This window comes from Deinococcus koreensis (assembly GCF_002901445.1).
Taxonomy (GTDB): domain Bacteria; phylum Deinococcota; class Deinococci; order Deinococcales; family Deinococcaceae; genus Deinococcus; species Deinococcus koreensis.
Genome location: NZ_PPPD01000001.1, coordinates 914219 through 931221, shown reverse-complemented (window position 1 = coordinate 931221; position 17003 = coordinate 914219). Strand labels below are relative to the sequence as shown.

At 71.0% G+C, this 17003-nt stretch carries 17 protein-coding genes and 1 riboswitch; of the genes, 8 read left to right on the top strand and 9 right to left on the bottom strand.

The window, feature by feature from the left end; genetic code table 11:
- Nucleotides 1-346: 346 nt before the first annotated feature.
- On the bottom strand, nucleotides 347-1858 hold the full coding sequence (locus CVO96_RS04405; protein WP_103310760.1) for a carboxypeptidase M32: 1512 nt from the start codon (nucleotides 1856-1858) through the stop codon (nucleotides 347-349).
- Nucleotides 1859-2103: 245 nt separating this feature from the next.
- Between CVO96_RS04405 and CVO96_RS04400 the strand changes: the two genes are divergently transcribed.
- The 6 genes from CVO96_RS04400 to CVO96_RS04375 all read left to right on the top strand — a co-directional run bounded on the left by CVO96_RS04400 (nucleotide 2104) and on the right by CVO96_RS04375 (nucleotide 7413).
- Nucleotides 2104-2844, top strand: a complete 741-nt coding sequence (locus CVO96_RS04400; RefSeq protein ID WP_103310758.1) for a Sir2 family NAD-dependent protein deacetylase — start codon at nucleotides 2104-2106, stop codon at nucleotides 2842-2844.
- Nucleotides 2845-2938: 94 nt separating this feature from the next.
- A riboswitch (FMN riboswitch) is annotated at nucleotides 2939-3097 on the top strand.
- A gap of 99 nt (nucleotides 3098-3196) precedes the next feature.
- A complete protein-coding gene (gene ribD / locus CVO96_RS04395; protein WP_103313295.1) occupies nucleotides 3197-4237 on the top strand; it encodes a bifunctional diaminohydroxyphosphoribosylaminopyrimidine deaminase/5-amino-6-(5-phosphoribosylamino)uracil reductase RibD in 1041 nt (346 codons plus the stop codon).
- Nucleotides 4238-4308: 71 nt separating this feature from the next.
- Nucleotides 4309-4947, top strand: coding sequence for a riboflavin synthase (locus tag CVO96_RS04390; protein WP_103310756.1), 639 nt, complete (start codon nucleotides 4309-4311; stop codon nucleotides 4945-4947).
- Nucleotides 4944-6245: a GTP cyclohydrolase II gene (gene ribA / locus CVO96_RS04385; RefSeq protein WP_103310754.1), complete on the top strand. Its 1302-nt coding sequence runs from the start codon at nucleotides 4944-4946 to the stop codon at nucleotides 6243-6245. Before CVO96_RS04390 ends, ribA begins: the two co-directional genes overlap by 4 nt.
- Nucleotides 6246-6406: 161 nt before the next feature.
- Nucleotides 6407-6877, top strand: coding sequence for a 6,7-dimethyl-8-ribityllumazine synthase (gene ribH, locus CVO96_RS04380; protein WP_103310751.1), 471 nt, complete (start codon nucleotides 6407-6409; stop codon nucleotides 6875-6877).
- Between the two features lie 86 nt (nucleotides 6878-6963).
- Nucleotides 6964-7413: a DinB family protein gene (locus CVO96_RS04375; RefSeq protein WP_103310749.1), complete on the top strand. Its 450-nt coding sequence runs from the start codon at nucleotides 6964-6966 to the stop codon at nucleotides 7411-7413.
- Nucleotides 7414-7468: 55 nt separating this feature from the next.
- Here CVO96_RS04375 and CVO96_RS04370 read toward each other — a convergent pair whose 3' ends face one another.
- From CVO96_RS04370 to CVO96_RS04360, 3 genes are all read right to left on the bottom strand, one after another.
- Nucleotides 7469-7996 (bottom strand): DinB family protein, encoded by a 528-nt coding sequence (locus tag CVO96_RS04370; RefSeq protein WP_103310746.1) that lies wholly within the window; start codon nucleotides 7994-7996, stop codon nucleotides 7469-7471.
- A 79-nt stretch (nucleotides 7997-8075) separates the two neighbouring features.
- Entirely contained in the window at nucleotides 8076-9284 is a 1209-nt protein-coding gene (locus tag CVO96_RS04365) for a vWA domain-containing protein (RefSeq protein WP_103310743.1), read from the bottom strand.
- Nucleotides 9285-9418: 134 nt separating this feature from the next.
- Nucleotides 9419-10417, bottom strand: coding sequence for a hypothetical protein (locus CVO96_RS04360; protein ID WP_133161736.1), 999 nt, complete (start codon nucleotides 10415-10417; stop codon nucleotides 9419-9421).
- Between the two features lie 50 nt (nucleotides 10418-10467).
- Here CVO96_RS04360 and CVO96_RS04355 point away from each other — a divergent pair, with 50 nt between their 5' ends.
- Nucleotides 10468-12174, top strand: coding sequence for an HRDC domain-containing protein (locus CVO96_RS04355; protein ID WP_103310737.1), 1707 nt, complete (start codon nucleotides 10468-10470; stop codon nucleotides 12172-12174).
- An 87-nt stretch (nucleotides 12175-12261) separates the two neighbouring features.
- Here CVO96_RS04355 and CVO96_RS04350 read toward each other — a convergent pair whose 3' ends face one another.
- The 5 genes from CVO96_RS04350 to CVO96_RS04330 form a co-directional block, all read right to left on the bottom strand.
- On the bottom strand, nucleotides 12262-12696 hold the full coding sequence (locus CVO96_RS04350) for a hypothetical protein (RefSeq protein WP_103310734.1): 435 nt from the start codon (nucleotides 12694-12696) through the stop codon (nucleotides 12262-12264).
- A 292-nt stretch (nucleotides 12697-12988) separates the two neighbouring features.
- The gene (locus CVO96_RS04345; protein ID WP_103310731.1) at nucleotides 12989-13348 is read right to left on the bottom strand and encodes a (2Fe-2S) ferredoxin domain-containing protein; all 360 of its coding nucleotides are present in this window, start codon (nucleotides 13346-13348) and stop codon (nucleotides 12989-12991) included.
- 93 nt (nucleotides 13349-13441) lie between these two features.
- On the bottom strand, nucleotides 13442-14239 hold the full coding sequence (locus CVO96_RS04340; RefSeq protein ID WP_103310727.1) for an ABC transporter ATP-binding protein: 798 nt from the start codon (nucleotides 14237-14239) through the stop codon (nucleotides 13442-13444).
- 43 nt (nucleotides 14240-14282) lie between these two features.
- Nucleotides 14283-15263: a FecCD family ABC transporter permease gene (locus CVO96_RS04335; RefSeq protein WP_423739371.1), complete on the bottom strand. Its 981-nt coding sequence runs from the start codon at nucleotides 15261-15263 to the stop codon at nucleotides 14283-14285.
- A 57-nt stretch (nucleotides 15264-15320) separates the two neighbouring features.
- Nucleotides 15321-16187 (bottom strand): ABC transporter substrate-binding protein, encoded by an 867-nt coding sequence (locus CVO96_RS04330; RefSeq protein WP_103310724.1) that lies wholly within the window; start codon nucleotides 16185-16187, stop codon nucleotides 15321-15323.
- 352 nt (nucleotides 16188-16539) lie between these two features.
- On the opposite strand from CVO96_RS04330, the gene CVO96_RS04325 reads away from it, so the two are divergent.
- A complete protein-coding gene (locus tag CVO96_RS04325; RefSeq protein WP_103310721.1) occupies nucleotides 16540-16803 on the top strand; it encodes a hypothetical protein in 264 nt (87 codons plus the stop codon).
- Nucleotides 16804-17003 lie beyond the last annotated feature (200 nt).

Genomic DNA, 17003 nt, shown 5'->3' with positions numbered 1-17003 from the left:
TCGCTTCACCCCAGGTGACCGGCTAAGGGGGTGAAGGTCGACGCCTCCGAGGGTGGCGGTGGCCCGCGCGGTTCGGCGGGGGTCACCAACCAGGGCCAGTGCGGCGGCCCTGATCGTCGGCAGTCTGGCGCAGCTTCCCTGACAGCGCTCTGACGCCCGCGCGTGAACTTCATCGTTGCCCCCGTTCAGAGTCCTGTCACGGCCCGGGGGGCATCCTGAGCATCCGGCATGGCGGCTCGCGCCGGAACAGCGCTTCCCGCCTTCCATTCCTGCCAGACGGCCGCGCCCCGGTGTTCCCCCGGTTGCGCGGCCGCTGGGCTGTGGGTGGGTTGGTCGTTTCCGGCAGTCAGTTCACCGGCACGCCGTACAGCTCGCCATATTTGCCGCGCAGGTAGCGCAGGTACGGCTCCACGCTCAGCGGCCCACCCGTGGCGCGCTGGATCAGCTCGGCGGGGGTGAAGCGGCGGCCCGGCGCATACACGTTCTCGCGCAGCCATCCGTGCAGGGCGCCGAACTCCCCACGCGCGATGTCGGCCTGCACCCCCGGATTCGCCCGCTGGGCGGCCTCGAAGAACTGGGCGCTCAGGACGTTGCCCAGCGTGTAGCCCTGGAAGGCCCCGCCGATGCCGCCGCCGAACCAGTGGACGTCCTGCAGGGCGCCGTCCGTGTCGTCCGGCGCCCGCAGGCCCAGGTTCGTCTGGTAGGCCGCGTGCCACGCCTCGGCCAGATCGCGCACCGCCAGCCGGCCAGAGAGCAGCTCGCGCTCCAGGCCGTAGCGGGTGATGACGTGCAGGTTGTAGGTCAGCTCGTCGGCGTCGGTGCGGATCAGCGAGCGCGACACCGCGTTCACGGCGCGGTACATCTCGTCCTCGCTCACGTCTGAAAGCTGCTGGGGGAAGGCGCCTTTGAACTTGCCGAAATACGCCGACCAGAAGGCCCGCGAGCGGCCCACCAGGTTCTCCCACAGCCGCGACTGACTCTCGTGCACCCCCGAGCTGACCCCTCCGCCCAGCGGCGTGTCCAGCAGCTCCCCCGCCACGCCCTGTTCGTAGAGCGCGTGCCCGGTCTCGTGCAGCGTGGAGTACAGCGCCTCGCTGAGGTCGTGCTCCTTGACCCGCGTGGTGATGCGCACGTCCTGGGCGCCCAGCCGGGTCATGAAGGGGTGGGGCGTGAGATCCTGCCGGCCGCGCGAGACGTCGTAGCCGTAGTCCAGGGCGATCTCCTGGCCGACCCGCAGCTGCACCTCGGCCGGGTAGGCGCGGGCCAGGAAGTCCGTGCGGGGCGCTGGGGCAGCCGTGACCGCCTCGACCAGGGGCACCAGGGCGGCGCGCAGGTCGCGGAACACGCCGTCCACCACCTCCGCCGTCATGCCCTCGTCGGACTGGTCGATGAAGTAGTCCATCGGGTCGCTGAACTCGGGAAAGTAGGCGGCCGCCTGCAGGCTCAGCTCCAGCGTCTTGTCCAGGTAGGGCACCATGCGGGCGAAGTCGTTCTCGGGCCGGGCCTGCGTCCAGGCGGAGTAGCTCTCGCCCACGTGCTGGGTGAAGGCCGCCACGAACTCGCCGGGAAAGCGCGTCGCTTCCTCGAACTCGCGCCGGGCCACCGCCAGCGTCCGCTCCTGCTGGGGCGAGAGATCCCTGCGGGCCTGGGCCTCGTCCAGCAGACGGCCGTAGCCCGCGTCGGTGGCGCGTTCGTGCTGCAGGCGCGAGACCAGCGCCATCTGCCGCGCCCGGCCCGGCGCCGCCGCCGGGGGCAGGAAGGTGCTCTGATCCCAGCCCAGCAGGGAGTTCACGCCCCCCAGGTCGGAGAGGGTCTGCCAGTGCTCGCTCAGGGCGGCCCAGGTGGGGTCGGTGGTCATAGGCACAGGGTAAGGGCTGAGGGCGGGGAAGGGGTGGGATGCGGTGGGGCGGCGGAGTCGGGAGAGGGGTCGCTGCGCCGTGGCAGCGGTCTGCACTTCATGGCCCGGGCCGCGTGGCCGTCTGGCCGGCGCCACTGTGGCTCTCGAGGCTGTGACCCCGTCCAGACGGTCATCCCCACTGCGTGTGGCTCACGGGCGGCGTGTCTGCCGCGTTCCTCTGGGTTCTGCCGCGTTAGCCTGAGCCCATGAACCTCGCCCAGGCCCGCGCCGCCCTCCGTGATGCCCGCCGCGTGGCCGTCCTGACCGGCGCCGGTGTCAGCGCCGAGAGCGGCATCCCCACCTTCCGGGATGCCCAGACGGGCCATTGGGCGCGCTTCCGGCCCGAGGATCTGGCGAGTCCGGGGGCGTACCAGCGCGATCCGGAGATGGTCTGGGAGTGGTACGCCGGGCGCTACCGGGATGTGCTGCGAGCCGAACCTAACGAGGCCCACCGCCTGCTGGCCTGGCTGGAGCGGGAGAAGGGGAAGGGGTACTTCCTGGCGACCCAGAACGTGGACGGTCTGCACGCGCGGGCCGGCAGCGGCGCCCTGGGCGGCCGGATGGTCGAGCTGCACGGCACTCTGCTCTCGGCACGCGACGAGCAGACCGGCGAGGTGTTTCCGCTGCCCGAGCCGGGCGCGCTGGTCACGCCGCCGGTCTCGCCGAACGGTCACCGGATGCGCCCGAACATCGTCTGGTTCGGCGAATACCTCCCCGAAGAGGCGCTTCAGGCAGCGGCCGAAGCCTTCGCCGCCGCCGACGTGGCCCTGATCGTCGGCACGAGCGGGGTGGTCTACCCGGCAGCGGGACTGGCCTTCGAGACCCTGGGCGAGGGCGGCGTGGTCATCGAGATCAATCCGGAGGAAACCGAACTCTCGCCGCACCTGAGTTTCAGCCTGCGGGACACGGCCTCGCGCGGGCTCGTGGCGCTGCTGGCTCCCGGCTGAGCCCCCGGCTGGCCCCCCCCACCGTGTCTGGCTTTTCCCACAGTGTCCGGCCGGAGGGGTGTTAGCCTCGCAGTGGCCCGCTCGTCGGGTGGGCCGCTTCCTTCGGGGCAGGGCGAAACTCCCTACCGGCGGTGATGGCGCCCAGTTGCAGGTCGCCTCAGCCCGCGAAGCCCGCGCAAACTGAAGTACGCGCGGGCCCGACTCGGTGAGATTCCGGGGCCGACGGTCACAGTCCGGATGAGAGAAGGAGGAACGTCACCCTGCCGACCCCGGCGGGTGGCGACAGCGCATGTATGAAACGAATGCACCACCCCCAGGAGTGGCGGCGGCCCTGGGTGCGGACGAGGCGTTCATGGCCCTCGCGTTGGCCGAGGCCGCCCGAGGCCTCGGCCGCACCGCCCCCAACCCGCCCGTGGGCTGCCTGATCGTCAGGGGGAGAGAAGTCGTCGGGTGCGGCTTTCACCCTAAGGCGGGCGAGCCCCACGCCGAGGTCTTCGCGCTGCGGGAAGCGGGCGTACGGGCGCGCGGGGCCACCGCCTACGTGACCCTGGAACCCTGCAGCCACCACGGCCGGACACCGCCCTGCGCCGAGGCCCTGATCGCCGCCGGGGTCGCGCGGGTGGTCGTGGCCGCCCTCGACCCGAATCCCAGGGTCTCGGGTCAGGGGGTGCGGCGCCTCCGGGACGCCGGGATCGACGTCGCCTTGGGCGTGTTGGAGGATCTGGCCACGCGCCAGCAGGCGGGCTTCCGCAGCCTGATCACGCGGGGGCGGCCCTGGGTGGTCGCCAAATACGCCATGACCCTGGACGGCAAGGTCGCCGCAGCGGGCGAGGGGAATGGTTCGGTCAGCAGCGAGGCCGCGCGGGCCCGCGTCATGGGGTGGCGGAACGAGCTGGACGCCATCGCGGTGGGCAGCGGCACCGTGCTGGCCGACGATCCGGCGCTGACGGTACGTGGCGTGGACGGCGGGCGGAATCCGCGTCCGGTGGTGTTCGACCGCACCGGGCGCCTTCCTCCCGGGGCGCGGGCCCTGCGTCCAGAGACCGTGCTGGTCACAGCCCCGACGACCCACGCCGCCGCCTGCGAGGACAGTGGTATGACCGTCGTCCGCGCCGACGATCTGCCCGGCGCCCTGGGTGCCCTTGGCTCGCTGAACCTCTCCAGCCTGCTGCTCGAGGGCGGCCCGACCCTGCTGAGCGCCTTCTTCGCCGCCGGTCTGGTGGACGAGGTGCGGGTCTTTCTCGCCCCGAAACTGCTGGGCGCGGGCCTGTCGCCGCTGACCACGCCCCTGCGCGCCATGTCGGACGCGCGGGCGCTGGAGGACGTGACCGTGGAACCTCTCGGCCCGGACGTGCTCGTCACGGGCTATCTGAGCCCGATTCCCCGGCTCTGACGTTCAGTGCGTCCTTTTTCGGTGGAGGGCGCCCAAGTCGCGCCACCACCGCATCCACCCGAGGTCTGATCATGTTTACCGGAATCATCGAACAGGTGGGGCATGTCGCCCGCACCGTGGAGAACGGAGGAAACCTCACCGTCACCATCCAGCCCGCGCGGCTGTGGGACGACCTGCAGCTGGGAGAAAGCGTCGCGGTCGGCGGCGCCTGCCTGACCGTGACCGGCTGGGACGAGCGCGGCTTCAGCGTCGACCTGAGCCGCGAGACGCTGGCCAAGACCGCGCCGCACTGGCAGGAGGGCCGGGCCGTGAATCTGGAACGGGCCATGACCGCGCAGGCGCGCTTCGGGGGGCACATCGTCAGCGGGCACGTGGACGGCGTGGGCGAGATCCTGCGGGTGGACGCCCGGCCCGGCGCCTACACCATGACCGTGCGCGCCCCCGCACCGCTGGCCCGTTATCTGGTGCCCAAGGGCTCCGTGACCGTGGACGGCGTGAGCCTGACCGTGGTGGATGTGGGCGGCCCCGCCGGCCGCCCGGAGCTGCGCCCCGACGAGTTCACGCTCTGGCTGGTGCCGCACACCCTGGAGGTCACCACCCTGCACACCTGGGCGGCGGGCACGCGGGTCAATCTGGAGGCCGACCAGCTGGCGAAGTATCTGGAACGCCTGCTGGCGATGCGGGACTGGACGCCGGAGGAGGGCGCATGACGCTGGCCTCCAAGACACTGGCTTCCATTCCCGAGCTGCTGGATGAGCTCCGAGCCGGGCGCCCGGTGATCCTGGTGGACGACGAGGGGCGCGAGAATGAGGGCGACCTGCTGATGCCCGCCGCCACCGCCACCCCGGCGTGGGTGAACTTCATGGCCCGCGAGGGGCGGGGCCTGATCTGCGTGACCCTCACGCCCGAGCGCGCACTGGCCCTGAACCTGACGCCGATGGTGGGTTCCGGCTCCTTTGGGGCAGGCTCCGATCCGAACGGCACGGCCTTTACCGTGTCCGTGGATCATGTCGGCAATTCCACCGGCATCAGCGCCTTCGACCGCGCCGCGACTATCTCTGCCCTGCTGGACGACGCGGCGCAGCCCGCCGACTTCCGCCGTCCGGGGCACATCTTCCCGCTGGTGGCGCGGCCGGGCGGGGTGCTGCGCCGCCCTGGGCACACCGAGGCGGCCTGCGACCTGGCGCGGCTGGCGGGCTTTTCCCCCGTCGGCGTGATCTGCGAGATCATGAACGACGGCGGCGAGATGAGCCGCCTGCCGGAGCTGCTGGCCTTCGGCGAGAAGCAGGGCCTGAAGGTCGGTTCCATCGAGGCCCTGATCGCCTGGCGCCTGGAGCACGATCCCGCCACCGCCTCCGTGGGCGCCCCGCTGCCGGACGGCCTGCCGGCGGCGCGCCCGTCGCCCGGCGGGTTCGTGCAGCTCGTGGCCGAGGCTCGGCTGCCCACCGAGTACGGTGAGTTCCGCATCGTGGGCTTTCAGGACACCCTGAGCGGCGCCGAACACGTGGCGCTGGTGATGGGTGAGGTCACGCCGGAGCCCCTGCTGGTGCGCGTGCACAGCGAGTGCCTAACCGGCGACGGCTTCCACTCCCTGCGCTGCGACTGCGGCCCCCAGCGCGACGCCGCCCTGCAGGCCATCGCCGCCAAGGGCCGGGGCGTGCTGATCTATCTGCGCCAGGAGGGCCGGGGGATCGGCCTGCTGAACAAGATCCGCGCCTACCACCTGCAGGACGGCGGCGCCGATACGGTGGAGGCCAACCTGCGCCTGGGCTTTCCCGCCGACGCCCGCGACTTCGGCATCGGCGCCCAGATGCTGCATCTGCTGGGCGCCCGCAAGCTGCGCGTGCTGACCAACAACCCCCGCAAGCTGCACGCCCTGGGCGGCTTCGGCCTGGAGGTCGTGGAGCGCGTTCCCCTGCACGCCGGCCAGAACGCCTACAACGCGGCGTATCTGAGTACCAAGGCCGACAAACTCGGTCACATCGGCACGGGTGGGATGGGCGATTAGAGGGGCAGGGTGATGTGGGCTGTGAGCTCTGAGCTGTGAGCTGTGAGCCAGAGGATCAGCCCCCGTTTTCAGCGCCTGCTTTATCCGTCACCGTCGAGACCCGCTAGCCTCCAGAGCCCAGAGCCCGCAGCCCGCAGCCCGCAGCCCCACAAGGAGCCCCCGTGAACCGTATCGAAGCCACCCTGCTCGCCACCGACCTGAAGTTCGCTGTCGTCAGCACCCGCTGGAACCACCTGATTGTCGACCGGCTGGTCGAGGGCGCCGAACTTGCCTTCGTGCAGCACGGCGGCAAGACCGAGAACCTCGACCACTTCCTGGCCCCCGGGAGTTACGAGGTGCCCCTCATCGCCCGCCGGCTCGCACAGTCCGGCCGCTACGACGCCGTGGTCTGCCTGGGCGCGGTCATCAAGGGCGACACCGACCACTACGACTTCGTGGCGGGCGGCGCGGCGACCGGCATCCTGAACACCTCGCTGCACACGGGCGTGCCTGTGGCGTTTGGCGTGCTCACCACCGACACGGTCGAGCAGGCGCTGAACCGAGCGGGCATCAAGGCCGGCAACAAGGGCGCCGAGGCCGTGCTGGCCATGATCGAGACCGTGAACCTGCTGAGGCAGATCCAGCCCGCCTGAAACGAACTCCGAATGCCATCCGTTCTGTGTTCGGAATCGATCCGACTGAATGGAGCGGCAGTCCGCCTGAACGCTATCCTGCACGCATGAGCCAAGCGACCCGCTATGCCCGCGCGTTTCAGTCCCACCGTGGCGCCCTGATCGACCTGTACGGTCAGCTTCCCGAGGAACAGGGCGGTTTCGCGGCCTGGGACGAGGGGATGTCCTTCGTCCGGCTGGCCGATCACCTGTCTGCCAGCGTGAACAGGATTCCGGCCATGCTCCAGGGCCAGAAACCCGACGCGCCCGGAGCGCCCAGCACGGGCCTGACAGACGCCCGCGCTCGCCTCCAGAGCACCCAGGACGCCTTCGTGTCCACCGTCCTGGCCCTGTCCGACGATGATCTTCAGCGGAGTATTCCGGCTTTCGGCGGCCGCGAGATGCCGGTGTGGATGCTGCTCGAGTTCATCACCCAGCACGAGGCCCACCACAAGGGTCAGGCCTGGATGATGGCCCGTATGGTGGGCGTGACGCCGCCGATGTTCGTGAAGATGTAGATGGGTGATGGAAGATAGTTGATAGAAAAAGCTTTGCTCCATCAACCATCTACGATCAACCATCACCATTCTCCAGCACCCGCAGATAGGCCCGCCACGGCCCCACCGCCTCGCGGGAGCCGCCGGCCATCGTGCGGGTGATCTGCACGAGGTGGTCGAGGTCGTGCACGGCCCAGGTCGCCAGCAGTTGCCCGGCGGTGACCGTTCCGAATTCAGGGTGCGTTCCCTGGCGCTCCAGGTCGGCGGGGGAGAGCCGGAACCCGGCCAGCTCGTCCAGGCTGCGGGTGCGCTCAGCGGCGAAGGCGTCCAGCAGGTCGTCCAGCGTCCATTCGCGGTACGTCTCCAGATGCGCGGAGCGGTCGAAGGGCGGGAACACGCCGTCTCCATGAAGGATGGCCCGCAGGCGCGGCAGCCAGTTCACGCGCTCCGCGTCCAGCAGGTGCCCGACCACCTCGCGTGGGCTCCAGGTGCCTGGCCCCTCCCGCCGCTCCGTCCACCCTGATCCCAGTCCCCTGAGCAGCGCGTCCAGCGTGCCCGGCGTGCGCGACAGGACAGGTAGGGCCTCAGGTGCAGAGGGGGTCATGGGGGGAGGATACGCAGAAGGCAAATGGCAGATGGCTAAAAATCCTGAGCCATTTGCCATCTGCCTTCCGCCATCAGCCTCAGTTGATCATCTTCGTCTTGTTGGTCATGAAGTCCATCAGCACGTACTGGCCGATGTTGTGCGGCGTGGTGAAGTAGGCCTTGCCCTTGGTCATCTCGGACACCCGGCGCACGAAGCCCACCAGTTCGGGATCGCGGGCCAGCATGAAGGTGTTGACCTGGATGCCGCTTCTGCGGCAGCTGGCGACCTCGCGCAGGGTGGCGCCCAGCACGTAGGGGTCGAGGCCGTAGGCGTTCTTGTAGATGCGGCCGTCGGGCAGCGTGAGGGCCGAGGGCTTGCCGTCGGTGATCATCACGATCTGCTTCATGTCCTTGTTCTCGCGCCTGAGGAGCTGCTGCGCGAGCCTCAGTCCCCCGGCGGTGTTGGTGTGGTACGGCCCGATCTGCGCCTGCGCCAGTTTGGAAATCGGCACTTCCTCGGCGGAGTCGTGGAACAGCACGAACTTCACGGTGTCGCCGGGGTACTGGGTGCGGATCAGGTGGGCCAGCGCCAGCGCGACCTGCTTGGCCGGCGTGAAGCGGTCTTCGCCGTACAGGATCATGGAGTGCGAGCAGTCCAGCAGCACGATGGTCGCCGCCGAAGAGTTGTACTCGGCCTGACGGATCACGAGGTCGGACTCCTCGAGCTGGTCGAAGCCCTTGCCCATGATGTTGCCCAGCGTGGCGGTGGTGTCCAGATTGAGCGTGTCGCCGAACTCGTAGTTCTTGAGTTCACCGGTCATCTCGACGCCCGAGGCGTACTCGCGGGTGTCGTGGGCGCCGGCGCTGGAGCGGCCCAGCCCGCCCATCAGGTCGCGCAGGCTCTTGTAGCCCAGGAAGTCGATGGACTTGTCGGTCAGCTGGAACTTGGCGTCGCCGGCCTCGCCCTGGCCGCCGCCCTCACCTTCCTCGAATTCCTTGCGGATGAAGCCGTCCTGCTGGAGCCTGTGCATGAGGCGCTGGATCTGCTGACCCAGCGGCGTCTCGCGGATGTCGTCCGACTGCATGGCCTCCATCAGCTGCTCTTCGGGGATCATGCCGCGGTCGGCCAGGGCCTCCAGGATCGCGTCGAAGAGGTCGTCCATGGAGGGGCGAGCGTTGGGGTCGGGGTCGTAGGGATCGTTCATGCCCTGCCCGAGCAGCGCTTCCTGGATCATCTGCATGAGTTCGCTGGATTCCAGCTGATCCAGTTCGCCCTCGAATTTGCTGTAGCGGGTGATGCGCGCCATGAAAGACCTCCGTGTGGCACAGCATGGCGCGTTTGGGGGGCGGCGTTTGTAAGTTCAGGTGCCGCGCGTCAGCTCGGGAAGGCGGCGGAGCGGCCCACCGCGGCCGGGTTCAGACCCCTCCGGTGCGGGCCACCTCAGGGCAGGGTGATCGCCGTGCGCTGCTCCAGGGTCATGGTCAGGCTCACCTGCGCGCCGCCGATCGTCATGTCCAGCTGCATGGACATGGTCATGCTCTGCTGGCTCGGCCCCGGCAGGCCATCCCGGCGGAAGGTCTGGGTGCCGCTGGAGTCCAGGGCGCCCAGGCGCATGGTCATGCCGGGCATGTCGCCCTCGCCCTTCAGCGCCACCTGCCAGTCCTGGGCCGAGGAGCGGGTGGTGAAGGTGTGCAGTCCCTGCGCGCTCAGCCCCTGGTAGGTCGTGCGCGTGAGCATGCTCAGCGGGGTGACCTGCACCTGGGGGAGCGCCGCGCCGTCGGCCCCGGCCAGCGACGAGAAGAGGGCGGTCGTCATTTCCTGCATGTCCAGCGTGACGGTCTGCTCGGTGAAGGTGCCCGGCACCAGCGCCTGCGCGTAGACCCCCTTCAGACTGGAGCCGTTCTGGCTCAGCATGTGCTCGATCCCCTCGGGCGTGAGCTGGGCGAGCACCGCCCTGAGCCGGGGATCGTCGCTCTCGACCTTCAGGCCGCTGACCTCTCCGCCCGGGGCCACCGTCTGGCTGATCCGCATCGTCAGGGGCGGCTGCCCGGCCACGTTCTGCACCACGCTGCCCACGAGCACGGTTCCGCCCTCGCCCCGCGCGGCCACCCTGTAGAACGCCTTGCCGGTCACGGTGGTCGTCTGCGCGGCGGGGCCCTCGTTGAAGCTGCTCCGCAGACGGTTCAGCTCGGCCGGGGGAACTGCCTTGCCCGGCAACGCCGAGACCTTCACCTCGCCCAGCCGCAGCCGGCTGCTCGTGCTCGTCCGCAGCTCCACCGACGCGCCCACCGGCGCCGAGAGGGTGAGCACGGGCAGGCCGGGAGCCGCGACCTGCGCCGCGACTGGTTGCGCCGCGACTGCCTGCGCTGCGACTGGCTGGGCCGAGACTGGTTGCGTGGCGGCAGAGACCAGCAACAGGGCGGGCAGCAGGGGTCGCATGAGCAGCAGCGTAGCGCCTGCCTCTGGCCGGCGTGCCGCACAATGGGGGTATGACTGCTCCACTCCCGCCCCTGCGCCCCGACGCCCGCCTCGTGCGACTGCACGCCGAGCGCGGCGACCCGCCTGCCCGCTTGGCCACCGCCCTGGCCGATCTGGAGGGGGCCGACTGGGGCCTGCTGCTGCGCGACGACCGGGCCCTGGCCCGGCAACTGGCCGCGCTGCTGGGCCCGGGCACGCTGCGGGTAGACGCCCGGGTGCGCGTGAACCGTGACGCCCTGGCCGAAGCCGGGCTGGCCGTGGCCGCCCTGGACGGCGACTGGCGCGGCTCGCGGGCCGCCTGGCTGCTGGAACCCGGCGACGCCGAGCTGGAGCGGGCCCGCCGCGCCGGGGTGGACGTGATCGTGGACGGCACGCTGGCGCCGGGAGGCGGCTGGCTGGGCCAGGGCGCCGCGCTGATCGTCTACCGCGACTCCGCGACCCTGACCGGTCACGGCGACGCCCCGCTGAGCGCGGTGTTCGGGGCGGGCCGCGCCCCCGAGGCCGCCGCCCCCGCCCCCAGCGACCTGAGCGTGGCGATGGCCCTGCGCGACGTGGCAACCCTGCCCCTGCGCCTGGCACGGGCGGCCCGGACGGTGGTGCAGCTGGCCGAGCGGCTGGGCGGCGCGGCGCAGGCCGCCGGCCCCACCGCCCTGCTGCTCGCTCCCGACGCCGCCGCCGACAGCGCGGCGCCCCTGGGCGGCGTGGTGGCGGCGGCCCGCAGCGTGCCCGGCGGCGTGCTGCTGGCCCCCGGCCTGGAGGAGACCGACACGGCCCTGGCGCTGCTGCGCGGCGATGAGCGGCCCCTGGGGGACTTCCGGCCCGCGCCGATGAACCCGCCCGCCGAAGCGAGACGGGAGGAGGGGCGCGGCGAGCCGAACCGTGAGGAACCGCGTCGTGAGGAACTGCGCCGTGAGGAGCCCCGCCGCGACGAGTTTCGCCGCGACGACCGCCGCCCCGGCCGCAACCGCCAGGATCGCGGGCGCCAGGGCGAGGGCCGGCGGGGCGAGCGCCCGGATCAGGCACGCCCCTCCCAGCCGGACGTGCCCGAACGCTTCACCTTCGACGCCCCGCGCCACGACGAGGACGCAGCCACGGCCCCGAGCGACGCGGAGCCGATGTTCACCCCGCCCGCCCAGGTCGAGGAGAGCTGGGAACCCGAGATCGTCTACAGCGATATCGCGCAGCCGCAGGTGAAGCTGCCGATCCCGGTCAGCTCCGGCCCCGACGCGCCCAATCTGGGCGACGAACTGCCCGACGTGCTGCACCAGCCCGAACGCTCGCTGCCCGCCGATCAGCCCGACGCGCGGCCAGACGCACAGCCCGACGCCCCCGTGGCGCACGCTCCGGCGGCCTCCCGGCCGGCTCCGGCTGGTCGCCGGGGCGGTCGCGGGCCGGTGGAACAGGCCCCAGCCCCCAGCGAGGCCCCGGTCATCATCGCGCCCGACCTGCCCGTGGCAGCCGTCGCCGAGGGGAAGGAAGACCCGGCTGCCGACCTCTCGGACGAGCAGGCGGCCGTCTATGCCCGCCTGCGCGAGTGGCGCAACGCCGAGGCCAAACGCCAGGAGATCAGCCGCTTCATCATCGCGAGCAACGCCACCCTGGCCGAGATCGCCCGCCGCGTGCCCTACACCGAGGCCGACCTGCGAGCCGTCAAGGGCATGGGGCCCGAGCGGCTCCGCAAGTACGGCGACAAGATCCTGGAGGTCGTGCGGGGCTGAGGCCAGCAAACGCAGGGAGCCACCGGAGATGGTGTTCCGATGGCTCCTGACCGATGACCGCCCAAGGGCGTCAGCGTCTGCGTGACTTCACTTGCCGGTGCAGGATTCCTTGTTCATCCACACATTGGTGTACATACCGGTCAGCGGGTTGTAGGTCAGCGTCGTCCTGACGGTCAGGAGGTAGTTCGGCGCGTTGGTCGAGGAGATCACCAGGCTCTTCTCTGCGGACTCGTACTCGGAGGAACCGTCGGTGCCGCTGCGGCTGGTCTCGTGCAGGACGTCCTGGAAGACGTAGCGGTTGCCCAGGCTGCCGATGCCGGTGAAGTGCAGCGTGACGCTGCTCCTGCCGACCCTGGAGGGCGTGCTCACGAAGCGGAAGGTGCCGGAATAAGCCACCGTTTCGCCCGTACAGGGATTGAGGCCGGGGAACTCGGTGTCGAAGCTCGAGGCGGCGCCCTGCTGGGCCCCGGCGCCGGCCGACATGAACAGCGCCGTCGCTGCGGCCATGACCAGTCTCTTCATAGGTTCCTCCCCACGCTTCACGGCGCCGGCGTCCGGTACCGCTTCTGGCCTGCCAGACCCGGCCCCGTGCCCGCCGGTCTAGTGCCTGTCGGGGCCTGCGCCGAGCGCTGCAGGCTGTCCAGTGTGTGAGGAGACCTTAACATGACCCTCATTTCCCGCAAACGGCCGTTGTATCCCGCCAACGGGTGCCGCGCTGGGGGATGGAGTTTCCGGCGCCCCTCAGGGTGTGCGGTGCCAGGGGCGAACCGGGTGAGAACGAGCGCCCTGGAAAAAGAGCACGGTGGAGACGGTGCTAGGGAGACAGGGCCGGCTGCTGTTCCGGGCCGTACTGATGCTCGGCGGGCAGCTCCGTGCCCTCGTGCACGGCCTGGGCGATCCGCGCGGCCAGCGGAAAGTCCACGGCGGCGTACCACGCCTCCTGCAGCCCGCTTTCCCGCCGCCGGTACACGCACAGGCTGGGGCCGAAGGAACACGAGCCCAGGCAGCCGCTCTCGGTCAGGCGCAGGCTGCCGCCCTTCTTGTAGTACGCCAGCGATTGCCGCTCCAGGTGGTTCCAGAGGGCCTTGTGGAGCAGCGCCGAGCCGCGCGCCTGACAGTTGGGGCCCTGGCAGACGAGCAGGTGGCCGGAGGTGCGGAAGTACAGCGGCGGCACCGGGCTAGCCCTCCCGGTGTTCATCGGCCGATGAACCGGGCAGGGCGGGAGCCGCAGAGGGCGGGCCTGGGTGGACGCGGAACCTGAGCCCAGTCATGCCTCATCCTCCGGGATGACGAGCAGGCGGTCTGCGTCCCTGACCACTCTTGCTCGGACACCATAGGCCGCGCGCAGATGCTCGGGGGTCAGGACGTGCTCGGGGGAGCCCGCCGCCAGCACAAGGCCCTCATGTAGCAAGACCAGACGATCTGCCCGCGCGGCCAGGTTCAGATCGTGCAGGACGGCCACCACGCCCAGGCCGCCCTCGGCCTCGCAGCGCAGGTAGCGGATCACCTCCAGGGCGTAGGCGAGGTCGAGGTGGTTGGTCGGTTCGTCGAGCAGCAGGAACCGGGGCTCCGCCGCCAGCGCGCGGGCCAGCGCGACCCGCTGCCGCTCGCCGCCCGACAGTTCCGACACCCGCCGCCCCTCAAAGCGCCGGGTGTCGGTGCGTTCCAGGGCGCCGGTCACGGCGTCCTCGTCGGCCGGCGTCCAGGGGCGGGTGGGGATCAGGCCCCAGCGCCACTCGCCCGCGCCGCGCCCCAGGGCCACCACCTCGCGCACACGGGCAGAGTCGGGCAGCGCCTCGCCCTGGGCCAGGAAGGCGAGCGTGCGGGAGCGCTCGGCACGGCCCAGGTCGCCCAGGCGCCGCCCGCCCACGCGCACCTCGCCGCTCTGCACGGGGCTCAGGCCCATCAGGGCGCGCAGCAGGGTGGACTTGCCCGCGCCGTTCGGGCCGATGAGCGCCGAGAAGCGGCCCGCCGGAAAGGCGGCACTGACCCCCCGCACGGCCGGATGGTCGCCCGCCCGGACGTGCAGGTTCACGGCCTCCAGCGCGGCGGGCCCGGTCGTCATCCCCGTGACGCTGCCCCGGTCACGCTGCCCCAGTCGCGCCGCTTCAGTCATGCTGCCTCCGCAGGAGCCACAGGAAGAACGGCCCGCCCAGCAGCGTGGTCACGATGCCCACCTGCGAGAGCGGCGTGGTGCGCGCCAGCAGGTCGGCCAGCACCAGCCCCGCGCCGCCCAGCACCGCACAGGCCCCCAGCAGCGTGCGGTGCCCCGCCCCGAAGGCCAGCCGCACGATATGCGGCACGATCAGCCCGAGAAAGCCGATGATCCCCACGTAGGCCACCGCGCCCGCCGTGGCGACGGAGGCCGCGATCACCACCAGCAGGCGCAGGCGTTCCACCGGCACGCCCAGCGAGCGGGCGGTCAGGTCGCCGAGCTGCAGGGTGTCCAGCGCGCGGGCCAGCGCCAGCAGCGTGCCGGCCCCCAGCGCCACGTAGGGCAGCACGGTCAGCACGTCGCGCCAGCCGCTGAAGCCCAGGTCGCCCAGGGTGTACGACAGCACCAGCCGCGCCCGATCCTGCCCGCGCAGGATCAGCGCGGTGCTGGCGGCGCTGAGCACGCTGCCCACCACCACGCCCGCCAGGATCAGCCGGGTGGGCGGGAACTGCCGGCCGCGCCGCGCCAGCGCGAGCACCAGCGCCACCGCGCCCAGCGCCGCCACCAGGGCGGCCACCGGGATCAGCGCCCGGGGCCACTCCAGCACCACCGCCAGGGTCGCCCCCAGCGCCGAACCGCTCGCCACGCCCAGCAGGTAGGGATCGGCCAGCGGGTTGCGGAACACGCCCTGGAAGGCCGCGCCGCTCACCGACAGCGCCGCGCCCACCAGCAGGCCCATCGCCACGCGGGGCAGGCGGATCTGCCAGACGATCACGTCGCTGCCCAGCGCCTCCTGCCCGCTCAGGCCGCGCCACAGGGCGCCCAGCACCTCGGCCGGCGGGATGGTCACGCTGCCCAGACCGGTGCCCAGCACGACCGCGACCGCCACCAGCACGATCAGGCCCAGTGTGCGCGGCAGCCGCGCCCAGCCCACGGAGCGCGGGGGGACGGGCACCGGGCGGGGCTGGGTCACGGCCACGACCTCCCGCCCCTACCGGAACAGTTCCGGGTGGATCAGGCGGGCCAGCCCACGCAGCGCCTGCGGCAACCTCGGGCCGGGGCGCGACAGGCTGCTGCCCAGCTCGGCCGGGATGTCGATGACCCGGCCCGATTTCACGGCCTGCAGCCCGGCCCAGCCGGGGCGCGCGGCGGCCGCCTGGCGATCCAGCCCCAGCATCAGCTGCGGGTTGGCCTTCACGATGAACTCCGGATCGACCTTGGGAAACTCGCCCATGCTCTCGGGAATGATGTTGCGCGCCCCCGCCTTGCCCAGCAGCACGCCCAGGAAGGACTTCGGCCCGACCGTGTACGGCGTGGGGTCGATCTCGTAGTAGGCGGTCGGCCTGTTCACGGCCGAGCGGGTCAGGATCTCGGTCTTGGCGATGTCGCGGGCCATGCCCGTCACCAGGGTCTTCGCGGCGGCCTCGCGGTTCACGAGCTTGCCCAGCGTGAGGGTCTTGCTGAACACCTCGTCGTAGGTCACGGGGTACAGGGCGAAGACCGTGATGCCGGCCTGGGTCAGGGGGCCTTCGAGCTTGCCGTCCTTGCTGATCAGCACCAGATCGGGCTTCGCGGCCACGATGGCCTCGATGTTCGGCGTGAACAGGTCGCCCACCTTGGGCACCTTGCCGAGCTGGGCCGGATAGTCGCTGTAGGCGTCCACGCCGACCAGCCGCTCGCAGACCTTCAGCGCGCAGAGCGTTTCGCTGGTGCTGGGCAGCATCGAGATGATCCGCTTCGGCTCGCTCTTGATGATCACCTTGCGGCCCAGGTCGTCTTGCAGGGTCAGGGGATAGGTGGTCGCGCCGGCGTTCGCGGACAGCGCAAAGGTGAGGCTGATCAGGATGGTGCTTTTCATGAAGGTCTCCTTGCCCCTGACCTCTGCGCTGGAGTACAGGCGCCGGAACTGAACACCGCCCCGCCAGCGGGTGCTGGAAGGGCGGATGGCTGAATCGTCGGGCTGCTGTGGCGCAGCGCGGCGTTCCCTCCTTCCGCGAGAGGTCAGGCCAGACGCGGCCCACACTGTGGTGGGTCACGCGGACGGCGGCAGGTATTCGGACTTTCCAGACCCGCGAAAGGCTGGATTACCGTTGCGCGACAGTGCCGGACTGGGCCGCTGTGCAGGTCTTGAACCTGCCGGGCCTTCACCGGGCTTCCCCCATCGCCGTCGCGGGCACTATAGCGCTGCGGGCACGGGGGTACGCTGAGGCATGCCCTGGATGATGGTGGTGCTGGCCCTGACCACGGGTCTCAGCGTGAACACGGCCCCGGCCGTGAAGGGCTCGGCCGCTTCTGGCCCGGCCTTCAACCTTTCCCAATTTTCAGTATGTCCGGCGGTGGTCTCGGGCCGCGTACTGCCCCGCGAGCCCTTCCGGCCCGGCAGCGCGCAGATGGTGCCTGTTCCCCTGACGCCCGTGCCTGTCAGCTCCCCCCGACCCTGCCCGATCCCGCTGGCCGCGCCGCTGCGGCGCTGAGGCGGCGAGGGTTGGTGGGGCGGTGCGTTCCAGTCGCTCTGCCCGTCATTCCAAGGGTGGATTCTCCAGAGCGAGGGTAGAGGTACGCTGAGGCCGATCCACGATGCGAAACTGCCTGTTCGGGTTCATCCCTCTGCTGCTGCTCGCCTTACTGGGACTGGCGAGCTTTGCATCTGGAGGGCGGGCCACGGCCGGCAAGT

Bases quoted from the DNA above. Each gene is read 5' to 3' on its own strand.
- CVO96_RS04355 (WP_103310737.1), top strand. From the start codon at position 10,468: ATGACTGCTCCACTCCCGCCCCTGCGCCCCGACGCCCGCCTCGTGCGA.
- CVO96_RS04330 (WP_103310724.1), bottom strand. From the start codon at position 16,187: ATGAAAAGCACCATCCTGATCAGCCTCACCTTTGCGCTGTCCGCGAAC.
- CVO96_RS04400 (WP_103310758.1), top strand. From the start codon at position 2,104: ATGAACCTCGCCCAGGCCCGCGCCGCCCTCCGTGATGCCCGCCGCGTG.
- CVO96_RS04370 (WP_103310746.1), bottom strand. From the start codon at position 7,996: ATGACCCCCTCTGCACCTGAGGCCCTACCTGTCCTGTCGCGCACGCCG.
- CVO96_RS04325 (WP_103310721.1), top strand. From the start codon at position 16,540: ATGCCCTGGATGATGGTGGTGCTGGCCCTGACCACGGGTCTCAGCGTG.
- CVO96_RS04340 (WP_103310727.1), bottom strand. From the start codon at position 14,239: ATGACGACCGGGCCCGCCGCGCTGGAGGCCGTGAACCTGCACGTCCGG.
- CVO96_RS04365 (WP_103310743.1), bottom strand. From the start codon at position 9,284: ATGGCGCGCATCACCCGCTACAGCAAATTCGAGGGCGAACTGGATCAG.
- ribD (WP_103313295.1), top strand. From the start codon at position 3,197: ATGGCCCTCGCGTTGGCCGAGGCCGCCCGAGGCCTCGGCCGCACCGCC.
- ribA (WP_103310754.1), top strand. From the start codon at position 4,944: ATGACGCTGGCCTCCAAGACACTGGCTTCCATTCCCGAGCTGCTGGAT.
- CVO96_RS04360 (WP_133161736.1), bottom strand. From the start codon at position 10,417: ATGCGACCCCTGCTGCCCGCCCTGTTGCTGGTCTCTGCCGCCACGCAA.
- CVO96_RS04375 (WP_103310749.1), top strand. From the start codon at position 6,964: ATGAGCCAAGCGACCCGCTATGCCCGCGCGTTTCAGTCCCACCGTGGC.
- CVO96_RS04405 (WP_103310760.1), bottom strand. From the start codon at position 1,858: ATGACCACCGACCCCACCTGGGCCGCCCTGAGCGAGCACTGGCAGACC.
- CVO96_RS04390 (WP_103310756.1), top strand. From the start codon at position 4,309: ATGTTTACCGGAATCATCGAACAGGTGGGGCATGTCGCCCGCACCGTG.
- CVO96_RS04350 (WP_103310734.1), bottom strand. From the start codon at position 12,696: ATGAAGAGACTGGTCATGGCCGCAGCGACGGCGCTGTTCATGTCGGCC.